This is a genomic window from Lactiplantibacillus paraxiangfangensis (assembly GCF_036246185.1).
Classification (GTDB): Bacteria; Bacillota; Bacilli; order Lactobacillales; family Lactobacillaceae; genus Lactiplantibacillus; species Lactiplantibacillus paraxiangfangensis.
The window spans coordinates 68,276-84,949 of record NZ_BTPW01000010.1; the positions used below are offsets into that span (position 1 = coordinate 68,276).

General features: G+C 46.3%; 17 protein-coding genes. 11 read left to right on the top strand and 6 right to left on the bottom strand.

Annotation, left to right across the window (positions count from 1 at the left end; genetic code table 11):
* Positions 1–146: 146 nt before the first annotated feature.
* Complete coding sequence (locus AAA939_RS06955) at positions 147–773, top strand: hypothetical protein (protein ID WP_338208193.1); 627 nt, start codon at positions 147–149, stop codon at positions 771–773.
* Between the two features lie 142 nt (positions 774–915).
* Complete coding sequence (locus AAA939_RS06960) at positions 916–1,488, top strand: NADPH-dependent F420 reductase (RefSeq protein WP_338208194.1); 573 nt, start codon at positions 916–918, stop codon at positions 1,486–1,488.
* Between the two features lie 341 nt (positions 1,489–1,829).
* Here AAA939_RS06960 and AAA939_RS06965 read toward each other — a convergent pair whose 3' ends face one another.
* From AAA939_RS06965 to AAA939_RS06980, 4 genes are all read right to left on the bottom strand, one after another.
* Positions 1,830–2,576 carry an alpha/beta hydrolase gene (locus AAA939_RS06965; RefSeq protein WP_338208195.1) on the bottom strand — a complete coding sequence of 249 codons (747 nt, stop codon included), beginning with the start codon at positions 2,574–2,576 and terminating at the stop codon, positions 1,830–1,832.
* 103 nt (positions 2,577–2,679) lie between these two features.
* A complete protein-coding gene (locus AAA939_RS06970; protein WP_338208196.1) occupies positions 2,680–2,946 on the bottom strand; it encodes a hypothetical protein in 267 nt (88 codons plus the stop codon).
* Positions 2,947–3,164: 218 nt separating this feature from the next.
* A complete protein-coding gene (locus AAA939_RS06975) occupies positions 3,165–4,916 on the bottom strand; it encodes a 1-deoxy-D-xylulose-5-phosphate synthase (protein WP_338208451.1) in 1,752 nt (583 codons plus the stop codon).
* A gap of 146 nt (positions 4,917–5,062) precedes the next feature.
* Positions 5,063–6,502 (bottom strand): C69 family dipeptidase, encoded by a 1,440-nt coding sequence (locus tag AAA939_RS06980; RefSeq protein WP_338208197.1) that lies wholly within the window; start codon positions 6,500–6,502, stop codon positions 5,063–5,065.
* 121 nt (positions 6,503–6,623) lie between these two features.
* On the opposite strand from AAA939_RS06980, the gene AAA939_RS06985 reads away from it, so the two are divergent.
* The 8 genes from AAA939_RS06985 to AAA939_RS07020 all read left to right on the top strand — a co-directional run bounded on the left by AAA939_RS06985 (position 6,624) and on the right by AAA939_RS07020 (position 13,780).
* A complete protein-coding gene (locus tag AAA939_RS06985; RefSeq protein WP_338208198.1) occupies positions 6,624–7,520 on the top strand; it encodes a YitT family protein in 897 nt (298 codons plus the stop codon).
* Positions 7,521–7,571: 51 nt separating this feature from the next.
* Positions 7,572–7,766, top strand: a complete 195-nt coding sequence (locus AAA939_RS06990; RefSeq protein ID WP_057707072.1) for a 2-hydroxymuconate tautomerase — start codon at positions 7,572–7,574, stop codon at positions 7,764–7,766.
* Between the two features lie 76 nt (positions 7,767–7,842).
* Positions 7,843–9,168, top strand: a complete 1,326-nt coding sequence (gene lysA, locus AAA939_RS06995) for a diaminopimelate decarboxylase (protein ID WP_338208199.1) — start codon at positions 7,843–7,845, stop codon at positions 9,166–9,168.
* Between the two features lie 240 nt (positions 9,169–9,408).
* Positions 9,409–10,323, top strand: coding sequence for a prenyltransferase (locus AAA939_RS07000; protein WP_338208200.1), 915 nt, complete (start codon positions 9,409–9,411; stop codon positions 10,321–10,323).
* 170 nt (positions 10,324–10,493) lie between these two features.
* Complete coding sequence (locus AAA939_RS07005) at positions 10,494–11,270, top strand: potassium channel family protein (RefSeq protein WP_338208201.1); 777 nt, start codon at positions 10,494–10,496, stop codon at positions 11,268–11,270.
* A gap of 208 nt (positions 11,271–11,478) precedes the next feature.
* A complete protein-coding gene (locus AAA939_RS07010) occupies positions 11,479–12,198 on the top strand; it encodes a WxL domain-containing protein (RefSeq protein ID WP_338208202.1) in 720 nt (239 codons plus the stop codon).
* Between the two features lie 38 nt (positions 12,199–12,236).
* Positions 12,237–13,280, top strand: coding sequence for a WxLIP family cell surface protein (locus AAA939_RS07015; RefSeq protein WP_338208203.1), 1,044 nt, complete (start codon positions 12,237–12,239; stop codon positions 13,278–13,280).
* A gap of 224 nt (positions 13,281–13,504) precedes the next feature.
* Positions 13,505–13,780: a hypothetical protein gene (locus AAA939_RS07020; RefSeq protein ID WP_338208204.1), complete on the top strand. Its 276-nt coding sequence runs from the start codon at positions 13,505–13,507 to the stop codon at positions 13,778–13,780.
* A gap of 175 nt (positions 13,781–13,955) precedes the next feature.
* Here AAA939_RS07020 and AAA939_RS07025 read toward each other — a convergent pair whose 3' ends face one another.
* Positions 13,956–14,765: a Cof-type HAD-IIB family hydrolase gene (locus AAA939_RS07025; RefSeq protein ID WP_338208205.1), complete on the bottom strand. Its 810-nt coding sequence runs from the start codon at positions 14,763–14,765 to the stop codon at positions 13,956–13,958.
* Positions 14,766–14,907: 142 nt separating this feature from the next.
* Between AAA939_RS07025 and AAA939_RS07030 the strand changes: the two genes are divergently transcribed.
* The gene (locus AAA939_RS07030; protein ID WP_338208206.1) at positions 14,908–16,278 is read left to right on the top strand and encodes an RsmB/NOP family class I SAM-dependent RNA methyltransferase; all 1,371 of its coding nucleotides are present in this window, start codon (positions 14,908–14,910) and stop codon (positions 16,276–16,278) included.
* Positions 16,279–16,372: 94 nt separating this feature from the next.
* Here the strand turns inward: AAA939_RS07030 and AAA939_RS07035 are convergent, their stop codons facing one another.
* Complete coding sequence (locus tag AAA939_RS07035; RefSeq protein ID WP_338208207.1) at positions 16,373–16,543, bottom strand: hypothetical protein; 171 nt, start codon at positions 16,541–16,543, stop codon at positions 16,373–16,375.
* Positions 16,544–16,674: the final 131 nt, after the last annotated feature.

Genomic DNA, 16,674 nt, shown 5'->3' on the forward strand with positions numbered 1-16,674 from the left:
TCAAAAAGATGGCTGTATCACGCAACTAAATATTACACAAAGTTAATTGCAGTTTTCTCAAAAATAAAAATGAAATCGGCAGTAAATGCGTAACTAATAATCACTGTGATAAAATCATGAAAGTTCATTGTTGGGGGAGATTTTGTTTGAAACGAGTAAAGTCAGTTAGCTTAGGGCTATTGTTGGTCATGATGGGGACCGTTTTGGTGGGGTGCAGTAGTGGTGAAATAACGGCTACAACGGATGAAACGTCGTCTTCACAGGTCGAACGGTCAGCGAGTGAATCAGAGGAAGATGAAGCAAGTAGTTCATCAGAGAATGATAAGGTGCCGAGCTCTTCAGAAGATGAAGCGGAAACCAGTTCTTCAACGGACGAAAAGGCGACGAGTTCTTCAGAAGATGAGACGGAGACTAGTTCTTCATCGACCAGTGCCTCATCTGAAAGTCAGGCTACCGCTGAAAGTAGTTCGGCTAGTCAACCAAGTACCAGTGTAACGACCGCGTCTTCTAGTGCAGTTACACCAGCACCACGCCAGAATCCTGGTCAATCTCAAGGTGATTCTGGCCAAGTACAGCCCCATACTAACGGGGTTCCAGATCATAAGGTGTCCACGGCTGGTGATCCACGAATTTGGGGGAATCCGCGCACCAAGCTATATTACACACCAGCTCAAAATTACCGCGGCTTTCGGCCACGACATGCCGTTCCTTTTGATAATGAGGCGGCGGCTAAAGCGGCTGGTTACGTGCAATCATCACGCCGTCCACGATAACGCTAAGCTAATTTTTTAAAAATATAAAAGCACTAATTTCAGACATGTCGATAGATACAGCTATCGTTGAGCTAATTAGTTGACCTTTTTAATTAAATCCCGTATGTTGAAAATAACATAATTTATTAGGAGGTCTGTCTATATGGCAAAAATAACGATTTTTGGTCAAGGCAATATGGGTCAAGCGATTGGGGATGTTTTCAAACAAGGTGGTAACCAAGTCACCTATTTGGGACATCACGATGCAGTGACGGATTTAGGTGAAATTGTGGTATTAGCAGTTCCTTATCCCGCCGCAATTAGCATTGCAAAGGCTAACCAAGCCGTATTAGCGGGTAAAATTGTCGTGGATATTACTAACCCATTGAACTTTGAGACTTGGGATGAATTGGTCGTTCCAGCGGATAGTTCGGCGGCAGCGCAGATTGCCCAGTTATTACCAGACGCAAAGGTCGTTAAGGCGTTTAACACGACCTTCGCCGCAACTTTACAAAGTCGTAAAGTTGGTGACAATCAAACAACCGTCATGGCAGCGAGTGACGCGGAAGACGCCAAGGCGACTTTAGCGGATGCGTTGACTGATAGCGGGGTGGCTTTCGTCGATGCCGGTTCCTTGAAACGGGCACGTGAAATGGAAAGCTTAGGCTTCTTGCAAATGACCTTGGCAGCTAAAGAAAAGATTGGCTGGACCGGTGGCTTTGCATTAATTAAATAAGCGAGACTAATAAAAAGTGGTCAAAATCAGCGTTGATTTTGACCACTTTTTTGATGAAATTATTGATATAGCTAGTTTTGCTCGGTTAAAGCGTGGGGTGCCATGGGACTTGCACCGGATGCGTAGAATAAGGTTAATGCCATGATTTTTTTAAAGGCCGATGCTTGCTTAGTTATGTTGAATAGTGAATGGCAGTATAGTTATGAGGAAAGAAAATAGTTGTGGTCTGAAAATACAATTGGGTATTTTGGATAGTCTAAACGACGATTCTAACTCATAAAAAAGCGCCATGTCGCAATCTTATCAGCGACATGGCGTTTTTGTGATGTTATCAAAATTTGTTAATCTGAAATAAAGTCAGTTGCTAACTGGAGCACCGTTTTCCGAGCAGCACCGTCTAAACGGTGGCTGGCACCGGGGATGAGGTGGAAGGTACTGTTTTGATAGACGTTGTCGTATCGTTGTGAAGCTTGGTTGGAAACGATATTATCGGCGTCTCCGTGAATCAAGCAAACGGGACCAGTGTAATTCTGTGCGGTTTCGTAGATGGGGAGCAATTGCGCCGTGCGAAGGTAAAATCCGCCCAAGACCTTGCCGTTATCCATTGGTAGTTGTGCAGGAATGTGATGCGGATCGTAAGTGAGACCGCGGGTGTGCCCGGCAATTGCATCGTCTTTGAGGGTCGCAGCGGGTGCCATGAGAACTAATTTGTGAATCAAGTCGGGATAGTAACCGGCTAACATGCTGCTGACAACACCGCCTTGAGAATGGCCCAGTAGGTCGATTTGCTTGGGTGCGATTCGGGTCTGAACGGCTGTTAAGACAGCTTGGGCGTCAGCAATTTCACTGAGTACGGTCATGTCGGTGAAATTCCCGTCACTGTGGCCGAGACCGTTAAAATCAAAACGCACCGTACCCACGCCAATCTTGCGTAAGGATTGCGCGAGTTGGACTAGTAAGGCCGTGTCCGTATAACCCCGGTCGCTCATAAAACCATGCATGAGGATGGCAATCGTGCCATTAGGTTGGGGTGCGGGTTCATAAATACCAGCTAAAGTTAAGCCATCACGTGTTACGTTAAATTCCATCTTGAGAAGCCTCCATTTTTCATCGGTACCTCTCTAGGATAGTCGGAAATTGTTAATATTGCTAAACTTTTTTTAAAAGACAGTGGTGCAGCCCCATTAATTGCTAGTGCCATTCGGTCAGCAGTGCGATAAAAATGGCGGCAATGTACGCCGACATTAGGCGTTCTCGGATGCCAGCGGGTAGTTGTCGCAAGGGACGCGTTTTGAGACTACTAATGATGACTAAGAGAATCATGGCAGCGCTGACACCTAAGTTGAGGTAGGCAAATTTTTGACTGGTCACGAGTCCGGACCAATGTGCTAACCCAATCAGCAAGTTCACAAAGCAGCCAATCACAATTGTCACCCACAAGTTATTGAAACGTTTCATCACCCAAAACCTCCCATCAAGACTAAAATAATCGCACTGACCATACACCCGTTCAAACCGAATTTCGATTACAAATTTTTGTACGGTCATTGTCCAAACCAATTAGCGGAACAAATTGCCTTTTGTCACACGTTTCGACCATAGTAATAAGGAAAGCCATCCAGAAATAGCAGTTGATTTCTGGATGGCTTTTTGAGTGTTCATAAGATTGTCAAAAATTAGTTCAAATGGGTCGTGATTTCGGTCACCACTTGTTCAGGGGTGAGTTTGAATTCGTGCCAGAGTGCTGCGGTCGTCTCACGGTCGTTAAACCGCTTGGCAGCACCAAGGTTAATCACGCGCATGGCAGTATCACCATAGTAGCGGCTCACTTTTTCACCAAAGCCGCCACTTAGACTAGCTTCTTCTAACGTTACGACTAGTTTGTGGGTTTCATTTAACCGGTTTAAGGTTGCCGTATCAAGTTCTGAAATGTCGCGTGGATCAATGACCGTCGCGTCAACCTGGTGTTCTAGTAATTGTTGCTGGACTTGTTCAGCCAATGGCAACAAACTACCCACACCAATAATGGCCACGTCTTTACCTGCGTGTAAGGTGTGCATTTGATGAACATCAAAGTCTGGTGCTAATGGTGCCGAATGCACCCCGTTACTAGGTACGCGGATTGCCACGGGACCGGTCGTTTGATGGAGTGACCAGCGCATCATTGCAGCTAACTCTTCCTTGGTAGTTGGTGCTAAGTAGGTCAAGTTAGGAATGTTGCTGAGCATTGCAATATCAAAAATTCCTTGATGGGTAGGATCGCCAGCACTGATACGACCACCCGAAACCATGATTGTAACGGGTAACTGGTTGATTCCTAGGTCGTGTGACAATTGATCGTAAGCCCGTTGAAGGAACGTGCCAGAATGAAAGACGATTGGCCGCAAGCCTTGTTGGGCTTGGCCCGCTGCAAAAGTGATTGACTCTTGTTCAGCAATTCCCACGTCAAAGTAACGGTTAGGATGACGTTTGCCGAAACGCTTTAAGTCGTAACCACCAGGGATGGCCGCCGTAATGGCCGTCAGCGGTGTATGGTGAGTCGTTAATTCATCTTCGAGCACGCTGTGGATGGTATCGTTATAACTTTCACCAGTTGCGGGGTGTAATGTAATCCCCGTTTTTAGGTCAAACGGAACGTGCCAGTGGAAGGCTTCCTTATTTTCAATGGCGGGAGCGTAACCGTGGCCCTTTTCGGTGTGAACGTGAAGGACGATGGGGTGATCGATATCTTTGATGGCTTTAAAGGCATCCAGCATGCTAGCAAGGTCGTTGCCGTTATCGACGTAGCGGTAGTCCAATCCCATGGCTTTGAACAAATTATTTTCACTCTGACCCTGGGTGTCACGAAGTTCCTTTAGATTACGGTATAAGCCACCGTGATCTTCCGCGATTGCCATCCCGTTATCGTTGACTAAGATAATCAAGTTGGAATGCAGCGTTGCCGCGATGTTTAAGCCTTCTAAGGCCAAACCACCGGACAATGAACCGTCACCGATGACGGCCATGACGTTGCCGGATTTGTTTTGTAAATCCCGAGCACTGGCCATCCCCGTTGCGAGTGCAATCGAAGTAGAAGTATGCCCGATGTTGAAGTAATCATGGGGACTTTCTTCTGGTGACGTATAGCCACTGACATCGTCGTAGTGGTCCGGGTCAAGCCAGGCTTCTTTACGACCAGTCAAAATTTTATGGGTGTAGGCCTGGTGTGAAACGTCCCAGACGACTTTATCGATTGGCGAATTGAAGATCGTGTGAAAAGCAATGGTCAACTCAACGACGCCCAGGTTAGGGCCAACGTGACCGCCAGTTTGGCTCACTTTGGTGAGTAAAACGTGGCGAATTTCAGTCGCTAATTCTGTTAACTCGGCCAGTGACAATGTTTTCAGGTCAGCCGGTTGATTGATTTTATTTAAAATAGGGGTGTTCATATGATCGCTCACTTTCTGTTTCAAGGTTACTTTACTAGGTTAGCACCTTCGAGTAACGCTAAGACAAGGTTTTTTTGAAAAAATTAGCAAAAAACCGTTCAGAAATATTTAAAATTTCTGAACGGTTTTTGCGATTAGTCGTTGAATTATAAGTTTAAATCGGTTTGATAATTGAGTGGTGACATATCGGTACTCTTAGTAATTAAATCCGCGGTTAAAGTTTGCATTGCTTGAATCGCCATATCGGCGGCTTCCTGGTTGGCTTGTGTTAATTTAGCCGTTAAAGCGTCGCCAGTGAGTGACGCGATTTCATGATCGGTCACAATTAGGTGGTGACCGAGTGCAATTGCCAATTCCTTTTGCGCAGCTTGCATGTCGCCATGAAGTTCGTGGTAGTGGGCATCAACGAGTACGCCAACGTGCTTAAAAATCCAGTAGGCGGAAGTTGGGTCGTACTTTTCAGTTGCCACTTGGTACGCTGCGGGGGTGTCGCTAGCCCCGGCGTAAAATGGGACGTAGACACTTTCAGCAGCAACGCCCATGGCTAACCAGTGTATGCCACAAGTTTCTTTAGGCAAGTCCTCGCGAATTTGTAAGACGTGTGATTCTTGCGTCTTTGCGAGGCTGATTGGCCGGTAAGTGTGCTTTTCCGCTGCCGTACCACTACCAACCGGATCGAACGGTGTGCCTTCATAATGGGAAGCTAAGTAGTGTTGCACCTGATCGATGTGAATCAGACCACTTGCCCGTTGGATGAATGGTAAGGTAAACGACTCTGGTTCTTGTGGCACGTCCGGTGTGAAGTACTTTTGCCCGTACCAAACGCGGGGCGTATTGTAATGAAGGTCAGAGAGGTCGGCCGTCCCGAAAACTTCGCGGAAGTTTAGCCCGTTGTCCATTGAAGCTAATTGATTGTCTAATACAAAATTGCGGATTCCCTTAGCATACAAGAAGTTGTCATGGTCTGCCAAATCAATTTCTTGAATGGCTAACTGGTTGGCCACGACGGCGTAAGCGTCGTCCGGAATGCGCTGAGCGACCCAATAATGACCAGCCCCCGTTTCCATGTACCAGACTTCGTCAGCGTCGCTAAATAAAATTCCGTTGGTTTCATAGGTTCCGTGTTCTTCAACAATGCGACCGAGGTGTTCAACACCTTCACGTGCGGAGTGGATATATGGCAAGGTCACGGTGACCATGGCCTCTTCGCCAATCCCGTCTTTGACGTAAGGATCAGCGGCCAAAACCCGGGCGTTACAGTAGGCACTTTCAGTCGCACTCATGGCGACCCCGTATTCATTGATCCCGTCTTCTTCAAATAAACCGTATTTAGGCGTCCATTCGGGGGTCGCCGTATATTTGGCCCGAATGGTTGGCAAGGTCATCGTAAACGGGTGGTCTTCGTCATTTGATTTGAAGACTTGGGGCGTCTCAAATTCAGTATGGGGATGAACGACGAACTTTTTTGCCCAAGCGGACCGGGAGTCCTCGTTACGACCAATCATAGTGGAGCCGTCCGCGCTGGCGTTTTTACCAACGAGGATGCTCGTACAAGCAGAATAAGGATTAAACTGATGGGTCAGCATAAACTTCCTTCTTTCTATAATAGTTAACTTTACTGATTTAATTTTAGCATTTTTGCGAATCAATGCGTATTTTTTAGTTATAATAAGGACGGCTTAAAATACATATAAAGAAGGTCTAGTTATGGCGCATATTTCTAATCCCCGGTTGGCTTTTGCATGGCAACTCGTGATAATGCTAGCATCGGCAATTATTTCCGCCGTCGCACTGAATGAATTTTTAATTCCGGCAAATACCTTTAGTGGTGGTGTGAACGGGATTGCTCAGTTACTGTATTCCCTCGGCCAACCAATGGGGATTCACATCAATACCGGTTGGTACATTCTGATTTTTAACATTCCAATTGCGTTATTAGGGTGGTTCAAGTTAGGACACTTGTTCACGATTATGAGCTTCGCCACGGCGTTTCTAACGTCAATGGCGGCGGTGATTGTTCCCGTGGTTAACGTTGCCCATAACGCGCTACTCGGAGCGTTATTTGGCGGAATTTTAACGGGAATCGGTATCGGGATTACGATGCGCTACGGTTTTTCAACTGGTGGTTTCGACATTATCGTGTTGGTGCTAGAACGCGTGACTGGGCGGACGGTCGGCAGTCTGATGTTTCTCACCAACCTACTGATTATCGTGATGTCAGGCCTGCTATTTAGCTGGCAAAACGCTTTATTCACGATTATCGCCATTTATGCGTCAACTAAACTTGTCGATTTGATTCATACGCGACACCAAAAATTGACGGCGATTATTGTGACGGGGCATCCGGATGAGGTGGCCAAATCTATTCAGCACGCTATTTTGCGTGGGGTCACGATTATTGGCTCTAAGGGTGCTTACTCGGGCCAACCGAACGCAACGTTATTAGTGGTCCTAAGTCGCTACGAATTATACGCGCTACAGCGGGCCGTTCAGACGAACGATGAGCACGCGTTTATCGACATTTTAAACACCGTCGATACGTCCGGATTATTCATGAGTGAACGGGAACAAGCGGCTCAGCGAGAAAGTTTGCAAAAACCGTAAAATTAAAGTAAGATTAGTTTCTGTAAGAATAATAAGAGGAGTGTGAACCCAATGCCAATCGTACACATTGATCTAATTGCCGGTCGTTCACAAGAACAATTAAAGAACTTAGTGAAAGATGTTACCGATGCTGTTAGCAAGAATACCGGTGCACCGGCCGAACATATTCACGTTATTTTAAGTGAAATGCAAAAAAACCGTTACAGTGTTGGCGGTGTTTTAAAGAGCGACGAAGAAGCTAAGTAGGCTTTTTATTGTGAAACCGGCCCGAATCATCGGCCGGTTTTTTTGAAACAAATGCACGTTGAGAAGGGGTTAGATCGTGAACGAACAAATTAGTGCTGACGCCCTGAATGCGGCCCACCATTTGACCGTTGGCGGTGTTGATACTTTAGCCTTAGCTAAGCAGTATCAAACGCCGTTATACGTCTATGATACTGGTGCGATTCGGGACGAGATTGCGGCTTTTAAAGAAGTATTTGAAACGAATCAAGTTAAGTATCAGATTAGTTATGCCAGTAAGGCTTTCGCTACCGTTGCGATGTATCAGTTGATTGCGCAAGAAAGCATTCATTGTGACGTCGTTTCCGGTGGTGAATTGTATACCGCCCAACGCGCCGGGTTTCCAATGGAAAAGGTGTCATTTCACGGTAACAATAAGTCGATTGATGAGCTCACCATGGCGTTGGACGCTGGCGTGGGCTGCATTATGGTTGATAACTTTTATGAACTAAAGATGTTGGCCGATTTAGCGGCTACTCGTCAGCAGATGACGACGGTCATGTTGCGGATTGCACCGGGAATTTCAGCGCATACCCACGATTACATCTCAACTGGGCAAGAAGATTCTAAGTTTGGGTTTGATTTGAACAGTGGTCAGGCTGACCAGGCCGTAAAGCAGGCGCTATCAGCTGAATATCTGGACTTAGTCGGGATTCACTGTCACATCGGGTCACAAATTTTTGAATTAAATGGTTTTGAAATGATCGTCGATAAGTTAGTCAGTGTCTTTGCGCGCTGGCAAACGGAATTGGGCTTCTACCCGAAAATCATGAACGTTGGTGGGGGCTTTGGGGTCAAGTATACGTCCGAAGACCAACCACTCCAGCCAACGGAATTTGTCGATGCGATTCTGAAAGAAACGTTGGCCCAGACAAAGGCACACCACGTCCCAATGTTAGAAGTTTGGATCGAACCCGGACGATCATTAGTCGCAACCGCTGGGATGACGTTATACACGCTCGGATCCTCTAAAGATATTCCGGGCATTCGGAAATACTTAGCAGTTGATGGTGGGATGGGCGACAATATTCGTCCGGCCCTCTATGAAGCTAAATACGAAGCAGTATTGGCTAAAGACCCAACGTTGCCGACTGAACAAGTGGCCTCCATTGCCGGTAAATATTGTGAATCCGGTGATATGGTGATTTGGGACCAAGCGTTGCCCGCAACTAAACCGGGGGATGTTTTGGCAGTCCTCGATACCGGGGCGTACGGCTATTCAATGGCTAGCAATTATAACCGTAATCCACGCCCAGCCGTGGTCTTCTGTGAAGACGGTCAGAGCCAATTAGTCGTCGAACGGGAAACGTACGCGGATTTAACGCGGTTAGATCTCCCGTTAGCAGTACCGGAAAAAACGGAATAGGATGAATGAAAAAACGTGTGTTGATGGGCATTCCCACCGCACACGTTTTAATTTACTCGCAATCCTTTGGTAGCTTAATTTTGGTATTGGCAAGTGGTTGAATGATACTACCAATAGAGCAAAATTCAAGTGTTATTGGCCAAGCGAACCAAGCCGATAAATGATAGATGCGAAAAGTAGGCAAGGCGATTATGAAAGGGTACGATAATGGTAGTAATAAGCTGTTAGGAGTGGCAAAGGATGCAAAAGTGGTTAACTTGGCGTGTGTTTTATGAATTAACGGAAATTTATACCGCACCGCTAAACGTGATGTGGTTTATTTTAGGGGTGGCGATTGCGCAGTACCACCTCGGTACGGTGAACTGGATCAATGTCGGATTATGCTTGATTGCCGTTTTTATTTTTGATTTAGCAGTCAATGTTTCGGATAATTATTATGATTACCAGCACGCCCTGGATCGAACGGACTACGCGCAAAAGACGAATCCCATCGGTCGGCTCAACTTGCCCGTGGCTGGTGTTGGCTACTTGGCACTAGGATTATACGTGCTTTCGCTCGTTCCCGGAATCTGGCTAGTCATGCGGACCGGCTGGTTGGTTTTGTTATTAGGATTATTAGGTTATACGATTGGCATTTTTTATACGGCGGGACCGCACCCGATTAACGCTACCCCGTTATGTGAAACGGTCGTGGCACTATCCATCGCGTTTTTGATTCAGTTGACGTGTGTTGTCGTTTCGACGTACGGTCAGCGGCCCGTCACTTGGTCGATGGTGGGGGCGACCTTTTTACTGTGCTTACCGTTGACATTAATTTTCTTTACCATTCAATTAGCCAATAACACGGCGGACCGGGACGAAGATATCCGCAACCACCGGTATACCTTAGCTTGCTATTTAGGCAAAAAGGGTTCAGTCCGTCTGATTCAACTGTTCTTAGTCATCGGGAGTTTGTGGCCCATCGTAAACGCACTTCTTGGGCTGGCACCCGCGATTACGCTAGGCGTCGTTTTGTTGCTGCCGTTTATGTGGCGGGGGATGCGACCATTTTTTGCGGTGCAAGATAAGCGGACGACGTTTATGACCACGGTTAAGAGCGCCTCACTATTTTTTATTTTGTATCCACTATTATTCGTGGCGGGCACGTGGTTATAAGAAAATGTAAAGGTCGCTTAAATGGTGGGTTATTACGTAACGAGTGGCTTATATTATTATTTAGCCAAAGGTTGAAAAGTGAATTTGGGGAATAATAGGTATTGCAACGACGTGACTATAATTCTAATCTTTTCAATCTTCGTTTTAATTTATAAAGTGGGGTAAGTGTCATGAAGGCAAAACAACGCCGGTGGATCGGTGGCTATCATTTAAGCGTGACCATTCTCACGATTTGGTCCGTCATTAACGCACTCTTACTGAGCTTTCATGTCGGTAATTGGCGAGTGGAGGCACAGATTTCAAACGGACTATTAGTCGTTTTTGTGGTCGATTATTTTGTTCGGCTGACGCTGTCTAAGGACCGGAAGACGTTTTTAATTCATTCCGCCTTTGATTTGATGGGAATCGTGCCCATGCATCCCATATTTGCGGTATTTCGACTAGGGCGACTGGCACGGATGATTCAGTACCACCATTTGTTTTGGAAACTAGGGTTAGATGGCAAGTGGACCCATGATTTCCATCGGTTTATTTATAGTACGGGATTTATTTACTTATTCTCAATCAGTATCGCTATTATTGTCCTCAGTGCGTTATTATTTTCCGTATTTGAACACCAGAGCTTGTCGGATTCACTCTGGTGGGCCATCACGACGGCGACGACGGTCGGTTATGGGGATGATACGCCACATACGGCAGTTGGGAAAATTATTGCGGTCGGCTTGATGTTTGGTGGAATTGGGTTTATTGGTTTACTGACAAGTACAATCACGGATTTCTTCACCAAGGAGACGAGTGAAGCCGTCCAAATGACGGATAGTGAAGATCAACAAAATTTACAACAGTTACTCATTAAAGTTGAAACGCTCACGCAAAAAATTGATCAACTACAAACGGAAGTCCATCAGTTAAAAGGCGGAGACGCTAAAAAAAAGGGTCATCATTGATGGGCCACTAAATTTGAGACAAAACAAAAAGATCATTCAGAAATATCAATTATTTCTGAATGATTTTTTACTAGTATGCAAAGTTGCCGAACAAAATTTTTAATATCACCTTTTTTGTACAATCATGGTATCGTCTGGTTACTGACAGAACGAGAACGATGCTTAGTCTTAAGTCATCCGCAAAATAAATTAGAATGGAGGAATTATCATGCGTTCAGTAAAAATTATGGCCGGCCTGAGTAGTACCGTCACGCTGGCATTACTAGCACTGAGCCCCGTAGCTGCCATGGCGGCCGGTCCTGGAACCACGACGAGCAATTTGACCACGGTTTCAAGCGGCTATACTGCTGACACGACTGGTTCTGCTGAAGCGGCTTCGAATGCAGAATTCACCGTCTCACCAGGCAGTTTGACCTTAAATCAAGTGCCAAATATTTCATTAGGTAGTGCTGGGGTCAAAAGTATTGCAACCGCTGACACAACGTTGCCAGTTGTCAGCAGTACCACAACGAGCGGGACTAACTACGATGGAAATAACTCTGGCACCTTAAGCGTCAGCGACTATCGTGGTAATCACGCTGGTTGGTCATTATCGGTCGGCATGGGGCCTTTCACTTCTGGCACCAATACCGTCACCGACGCTAAATTAACGTTGAATGAAACGGCCGGTACGTTAGATAACACCGCGACGGCTGCTCCAGTCAACCTGCTGTTATCCCAAGGCACTGTCACTAGCGGCTGGATCAGCAATCCCGAAAACTTGTGGAATGCGGACACCAACACCGGTGAAGGTAGTAACACCGCAACGACGGCAACCAGCAGCAGTTTATTGATCAGTAAGCAACCTTTGATTTCAGCTGGCACTTATACCGCAACTTTGTACTGGGCACTCGACAGCGCGCCGGTAACGGTCAAACCAGCAAGTTAACTCAATTGAAACGCTTAGTATGACTGGAGGTGGCCAGGATGTCGATGCGTAAACTGATTTGGGGTTTATTAATGTTAGGCCTATTCGGCGTACAAGCATTCGGATTCCCGCTGCCAGTTCAAGCTGATCCAACACCGACTGCAAACTTTGTCGTTACCCCTTTGCTTCCTAAGAATCAATTATCAACTAAAGATGGCTACTTCAATCTCAAAGTCACGCCGGGAAGTACCCAAACGTTAAAACTGTCAGTGACCAATCCCGGGACGACCCGATGCGAGCTGCAGATCATTCCGGTCAATGCGACGACCGCGGATTCTGGCACGATCGTTTACATTCCGTCCAATCGCACTGATCCATCCGCGAAAACGACTTTTACCAAAATGACTTCGCCAGCGGTGACCGTTGACTTAGCGCCACACCAAGGAAAGACCGTCACGTTTGCAACCAAAATTCCTAAGAGTGGTTTTACCGGCGAAATCTTAGGTGGTCTCTTTGTCACCAATCCTAAAACTAGCAAGGCTAGTACGAAACGGACGGCGCAAAATTTCCAATTGGCCAACCGCTATGCGGTAACCACCGCCGTTGCACTTTGGTGTCAGCCTAACCAAGCGGTGCCTGCCAAGGTCCAATTAGCTAGTACGAAAGTCATCACCAACGATGCTAGTGCCGCACCAGTCGTCGTTGCCAAGCTCCGTAACTTAGCCCCCATTGCTTTTGGTGAACTTGAGATCAAGACTCAGGTTTTTGAAAAGGCGACTGGTCATAAGGTCGTTTCACAGGCCTTGAAAAATCGCGCCATGGCGCCTAATAGTTGGTTCAATTCTGAGATTGGTCTCGGTGATAAGTCCCTAGCTCCTGGTAAATATACTTTGAAAATGCAGTTAGCCAGTGGTGATCGTCATTGGCGTTTTGTCCAAGACTTTACGCTATCGAAAGTGCGGGCTCAGGAACATAATACGCGCACTAAATTGGGCAAAAAAACAGCAACAACCGAATGGTACTGGTTTGCTCTCGCGGGTGGTTTAGCGGTAGTTAGCGGTGGGCTCGCATACTGGCTTGGACGGCGGCAAAGGCATCACTAAGTTGAATGAGGTCATCAAAAATGGTCCTGACGACATGTGAAATCAACACGTTGTCAGGGCCTTTTTTGAATTTTAAGGACGTTAGCCATTATCTTGTCGCTAAATACATTGAACCGGTTAATAAGGAAAATAACGCAATAAAACTTGTTGTTAGGCTTTTCTAGACCAATTATTTTAAATTAAGGGTATCAGATCGGCATATCTGAGATGAGGAAGTGATGGCGATGAAAACCAGAAAACGAATTTTAATTGCGGTTTGGTGGCAGCACCAATACATGTGGCAGTGGATCATCGCGTTAACGGTAAGCTTATTGGTGTGGTTTGAGGATCGATTAGGGGCGTTGGCCGCCACGACCCATTTTCACGATCGTATGGAGGATGTCCGGTGGCTCTGGCGTGACCGGACCTTGCACTTTGGAACACTGGCCATGATTACGGTCGTGGTTGTACTAGGTCTAGTCCTCATGGCCAGTATCCAGCGGCGACACCACTTGGCGTAAAATTTAGGCAGGGCGGAAAAGGGAGTACGACAAAACGTGGAACAAATTGCCTTTTGATCCACGTTTCGGCCATAGTAATAAGGAAGGCCATTCAGAAATAGTTGATATTTCTGAATGGCCTTTTGAGTCTTGTCTCACACTCTTTTTTATATTTTAATTAATTTTATGATGGTGGTTATTCTGCCAATTCAAAATAATCGTTTAGGTAGCGGGCAACCCCGTTTTGATCATTATCGTAAGCCGTCGTATCGTCGGCCGCCGCTTTAATTGCAGGGGTGCCGTTGGCCATGGCGACCCCCAGACCAGCGTATTGCAGCATTTCCAAATCGTTATGTTCATCCCCGAACGCGATAATGTCGCGACGTGGAATCTTGAAGTAATCAGCTAAGTAAGCGACACCCTTGGCTTTATGAACGCCTTTAGACGTTACTTCCAAGATGGCGTTGGGGCCGCCCCAAACACCAACGTCTACGAAGTCGCCAAAGTGTTTGTTGATCCAATCGACCACGGCAGTACGACGATCCATCTGAACGATTAAGACCAGTGAATTCGGATTCCGGGTCAATGTTTCTGGCGTTAACCGGGGACTGTTAGCAATTTCTGGAAAAAACTTGCCCGCAATGAGGTCTTGACCAGCTGTCATGGTGCTATTCTTATTTTCAGCAATGATTTCACTAATGCCTAACTGTTCACGATATTTCACCAGTGCCAATACGATGGCCTTGTTAACCGTGAACTGGTATTCAGAATCCCACGACTGGTGTGGTAGGTGGCCCAATGAGCCGTTAAAGTTAATCATGGGGCTTACGAGCTGTAAGCTATCATAAATGGCTTGTGAGCCCTGATACGATCGACCAGTGATAATGCTAACAACGTGACCCGCAGCTTGCAAGCGCTGCATCGTTTGGATGGTTGCTGCGTTGAGCTCAGAATCTGCATTCAAGGTAGTGCCGTCTAAATCTAGCGCAATTAGTTTTCTTTCCATATCAATCAAACCTCTCATTCACCACAGTTAATTAGTTAAATTTAGCATAGATTTCTTATGATTGCGAATCTTTGAATCCTTGCGGTGCGGGTGAAATGTGGTAATCTAATTGAGGATACTTTTGTGACTAGGAGGGCTTTTTGTGGAATTACCAGCAGAATTTATTAGTAAATATAAAAAACTTTTGGGTGACGAAGCCCCAGCTTTTTTGGCCGCTTTTGACGGTACCGTTGAGAAGGGATTTCGAATCAACCCCAATAAAGCGGTGACGCCCGCCATGACGGCTAAAATGACTGAACAGATTCCATATAGCCCAATCGGCTACTACGGTCGGGTCAACGGCAATGCCATGGAACATTTGGCGGGTGCCGTGTATAGTCAGGAACCCAGTGCCATGACCGTGGGTGAATTTGCTCGTCCCGAACTAAACGAACGGGTGCTAGACCTCTGTGCGGCGCCCGGGGGAAAAACGACCCATTTACTCAGCTACTTGAAACAGACCGGACTATTAGTGACAAACGAGATCAACCCGAAGCGGGTGACCGCTTTAGGTGATAACGTTGAACGTTACGGCGCGTTGAATACGGTCATTACGAATGCGGCACCGGACGCGTTGGCAAAAGAATTTTCTGGCTTTTTTGACCGAATCTTAGTGGACGCACCGTGTTCTGGTGAAGGAATGTTCCGTAAAGACCCGGACGCCGTTCAGTACTGGACGCCTGATTATCCAGCAGAGTGTGCTACCCGGCAACGTGAAATTTTAACGGAAGCCGTCAAAATGCTTAAGCCCGGTGGTCACCTGATCTATTCGACTTGTACGTTTGCGCCTGAAGAAGACGAACAGATGATGGCTTGGTTATTAAAGACTTATCCCGAGTTTGAACTAGAACCATTGACGAAAACGGCGGGAATGGTCGACGCTAAGCCGGAATGGGCCGATGGTAATCCTGAATTAGCCAAAGCAGTTCGGTTATTCCCACATCGCATGCGTGGTGAAGGGCACTTTATCGCTAAGCTCGTGTACCATGGTGAAACGGCCGCAAAGTCAAAACGGACGGTGCGCGATGAATTGACGCCGGCTAATCGCCAACTCTGGCAAGACTTTTTGGATAAGGCGGGCGTGAAGCACTTTCCGCCATTGGTATTACAAGCACATGGCGACCAGCTCTACGGTATTCCAGCTGCGATGCCGTTAACGCGCAAGGCCAAAGTCTTTCGGTCCGGCATCTTACTAGGCAGCTTTAAAAAGAAGCGCTTTGAACCTAGTTACGCCTTAGCTTTAGCCAGCGATGCGATTGACTTACCTAAAATGGCGATTGATCATGACCAGTGGCAAAAGTACGTTCACGGTGAGACTTTCCAATTGGCAACGGCGGTGAAGACGAACGGATTCCGTGTTTTGACCTGTGACGGCTTACCAGTTGGTTTCGGGAAAATTGTCGGTTCGACGGTTAAGAACTTCTTTCCGAAGGGACTACGTTTTCTCGCGACGCCGGATAATACTAGTTTATAGATTGTTAAAAGTGATTTAATAGTGGTAAAAAAAGTAATACTTTGGAAAATATTTTTCCGAAGTATTACTTTTTTGATCTGGACCGTTAAAGATGCTAGCTGAAAGTCTTTGTCTGAACAATTTGCACGCAGTCGGGGCAGTACACCACCGCGTTGACTTGTAAGAAACTGCGAATTTCACCTAGTGTTCGGTGTGGGACTTGCAATAAGAAATAGGCGCGGTCCGGCCGTTTTAGTGGCTGACCACAATTTTGACAGACTAACATAGCCATTTCCCCCTCGTTGATTTTCTTAATCATAACGAGGTATCAATCAAAATGATAATATAGTCAATTGTAAACTAAATTGCCTTATTAAAAGAAAGTTGGGTATAACAATAAGCTTAAAACCGCCACTG

What these genes read in the sequence shown, in the direction of transcription:
- AAA939_RS07010 (WP_338208202.1), top strand. Translation starts at nt 11,479, where the DNA reads ATGCGTTCAGTAAAAATTATGGCCGGCCTGAGTAGTACCGTCACGCTG.
- AAA939_RS06965 (WP_338208195.1), bottom strand. Translation starts at nt 2,576, where the DNA reads ATGGAATTTAACGTAACACGTGATGGCTTAACTTTAGCTGGTATTTAT.
- AAA939_RS07020 (WP_338208204.1), top strand. Translation starts at nt 13,505, where the DNA reads ATGAAAACCAGAAAACGAATTTTAATTGCGGTTTGGTGGCAGCACCAA.
- AAA939_RS06990 (WP_057707072.1), top strand. Translation starts at nt 7,572, where the DNA reads ATGCCAATCGTACACATTGATCTAATTGCCGGTCGTTCACAAGAACAA.
- AAA939_RS07035 (WP_338208207.1), bottom strand. Translation starts at nt 16,543, where the DNA reads ATGTTAGTCTGTCAAAATTGTGGTCAGCCACTAAAACGGCCGGACCGC.
- AAA939_RS06980 (WP_338208197.1), bottom strand. Translation starts at nt 6,502, where the DNA reads ATGCTGACCCATCAGTTTAATCCTTATTCTGCTTGTACGAGCATCCTC.
- AAA939_RS07000 (WP_338208200.1), top strand. Translation starts at nt 9,409, where the DNA reads ATGCAAAAGTGGTTAACTTGGCGTGTGTTTTATGAATTAACGGAAATT.
- AAA939_RS06960 (WP_338208194.1), top strand. Translation starts at nt 916, where the DNA reads ATGGCAAAAATAACGATTTTTGGTCAAGGCAATATGGGTCAAGCGATT.
- AAA939_RS07025 (WP_338208205.1), bottom strand. Translation starts at nt 14,765, where the DNA reads ATGGAAAGAAAACTAATTGCGCTAGATTTAGACGGCACTACCTTGAAT.
- AAA939_RS07015 (WP_338208203.1), top strand. Translation starts at nt 12,237, where the DNA reads ATGTCGATGCGTAAACTGATTTGGGGTTTATTAATGTTAGGCCTATTC.
- AAA939_RS07005 (WP_338208201.1), top strand. Translation starts at nt 10,494, where the DNA reads ATGAAGGCAAAACAACGCCGGTGGATCGGTGGCTATCATTTAAGCGTG.
- AAA939_RS06970 (WP_338208196.1), bottom strand. Translation starts at nt 2,946, where the DNA reads ATGAAACGTTTCAATAACTTGTGGGTGACAATTGTGATTGGCTGCTTT.
- AAA939_RS06975 (WP_338208451.1), bottom strand. Translation starts at nt 4,916, where the DNA reads ATGAACACCCCTATTTTAAATAAAATCAATCAACCGGCTGACCTGAAA.
- AAA939_RS06985 (WP_338208198.1), top strand. Translation starts at nt 6,624, where the DNA reads ATGGCGCATATTTCTAATCCCCGGTTGGCTTTTGCATGGCAACTCGTG.